General features: G+C 36.6%; 2 protein-coding genes and 1 pseudogene. 1 reads left to right on the top strand and 2 read right to left on the bottom strand.

Features of this window, described 5'->3' with window-relative positions; genetic code table 11:
* A partial coding sequence (locus ABY905_RS17055; protein ID WP_372646064.1) for a YitT family protein occupies positions 1 to 545 on the top strand: 545 nt, incomplete at its 5' end.
* 81 nt (positions 546 to 626) lie between these two features.
* Here ABY905_RS17055 and ABY905_RS17050 read toward each other — a convergent pair.
* Together ABY905_RS17050 and ABY905_RS17045 are read right to left on the bottom strand one after the other, a co-directional pair.
* On the bottom strand, positions 627 to 1,334 hold the full coding sequence (locus ABY905_RS17050; protein WP_372646062.1) for a YebC/PmpR family DNA-binding transcriptional regulator: 708 nt from the start codon (positions 1,332 to 1,334) through the stop codon (positions 627 to 629).
* Positions 1,335 to 1,471: 137 nt separating this feature from the next.
* Positions 1,472 to 1,769: pseudogene (locus ABY905_RS17045) on the bottom strand (short-chain dehydrogenase); the annotation flags it as partial.

The following is a 1,769-nucleotide window of genomic DNA, read 5'->3' as shown; positions in this document are numbered from 1 at the left end:
TTCTCCTATCCTGCGTGTTTGGGGGTATTTTTATTGGTTTTGGTTTTGGTCTGATATTAAAAGCAAAAGCGACAACAGGTGGAACTGACATAATTGGTATGATGGTATCTAAGTATACTAAATTACCACTGGGGCAAATGATCATCTATGTCGACTTACTTATAATACTTTGCAGCTTATATGTGGATATGGATTGGCAAATTCCACTTTACTCACTCATCGTTCTCTATATCTCGGGTCGGGTAATTGATATCACCATTCAGGGTTCAACCTTTGAGAAAGCCTTATTCATCATCTCAGATAAAACAGAGGAGATTCGTGATAAAGTTGTAATAGATATGAAACGAAGTGGAACCTATCTTAAGGGGCAAGGCATGTTCGATGGACAGGAAAAAACAATGATCTTTATCGTTGTTAATCGTCGGGAATTATCCATCCTTAGAGATTATATCGAACATATCGATCCCAATGCATTCATCACAGTAATGGAAACCAATGAGATCTTAGGAAAAGGATTCAAGTCTCTTTCTGATACAATGGAATAGAGCAAATTTCGTTTCCTTCCAAAAACAACAAAGACCTTCATGATTAATGAAGGTCTTTGTTGTTGAATAAGGATTTAGTACTTACATCATGTTATGGTAAACATGCTGTACATCGTCATCCTCTTCTAACTTGTCAATTAGTTTTTCAACATCAGCAACTTGCTCTTCGCTAAGTTCTTTTGTATCCATTGGAATACGTTCAAAACCTGAGCTTATCGGTGTAATATCATTTTCTTCCAAATAAGCTTGTACTCGACCAAAGTCTTCAAATGAGGCATATAACATGATACCATCTTCTTCAGCAAATACATCTTCAACTCCCAAATCAATAACTTCAAGTTCCAGTTCTTCAAGATCCTGACCTGTGTTCTCAATTTTGAAATGACACTTATGTTCAAACATGAATTCTACACTTCCTGCAGTTCCCAGGCTACCCTTAGTCTTAGTAAAGTAAGAACGAACATTTGCAACGGTACGCAAATGATTATCAGTAGCAGTCTCTACCAATACAGCAATACCGTGAGGTGCATATCCTTCATATATAATCTCCTTATAGTCTTTTTGATCTTTAGAAGTTGCTTTTTTAATTGCTCGCTCGACATTATCCTTCGGCATATTAACAGCCTTAGCATTTTGGATTACTGCACGAAGACGAGAATTTGTTACAGGATCAGGGCCACCTTCTTTAATAGCCATTACAATTTCTTTCCCTATTCGGGTAAAGGCTTTAGCCATTTTATCCCAACGCTTAAACTTGCGTGCCTTTCTAAATTCAAATGCTCTTCCCATGATTTATGATTATAATTTGTGGCAAATGTAACACTTGCCTTTTACTCTATAAAATTTTTTGATGATTAAATCGCAGATCTTAATATTTACGGTAGGTTTAATACTTTATTAATCACAATATATACATTATAAATTACCTATTCCAATCCTGAATTAGGCTCTTTAGCCATATGATTATAAGTCAACTTTTCCAATAAGCTTGGAAACCATTTTTTCAACCAAACCGTAAATTTACCTTCTACAAAAGTTAAAATCAACTCGCGCTTACGTTTTAAGACAGCTTTGGCAATATGGGCTGCACAAACTTCAGCTGTCATCATTTTAGCTTCATCACGTGGTGTTTCGCCCTGAGAGCTACCATCAGCAGTTAAAGCTACATTCCTTACGTTAGAAGCTGTGAAGCCCGGAGCAGCCACTAAAACATGCACGCCAGTC

The organism is Ancylomarina sp. (genome assembly GCF_041555295.1).
GTDB lineage: Bacteria > Bacteroidota > Bacteroidia > Bacteroidales > Marinifilaceae > Ancylomarina.
Note: the sequence above shows the minus strand (reverse complement) of the source record. Positions and strands in the feature narration are given on the sequence as shown.

What these genes read in the sequence shown, in the direction of transcription:
- ABY905_RS17050 (WP_372646062.1), bottom strand. Translation starts at nt 1,334, where the DNA reads ATGGGAAGAGCATTTGAATTTAGAAAGGCACGCAAGTTTAAGCGTTGG.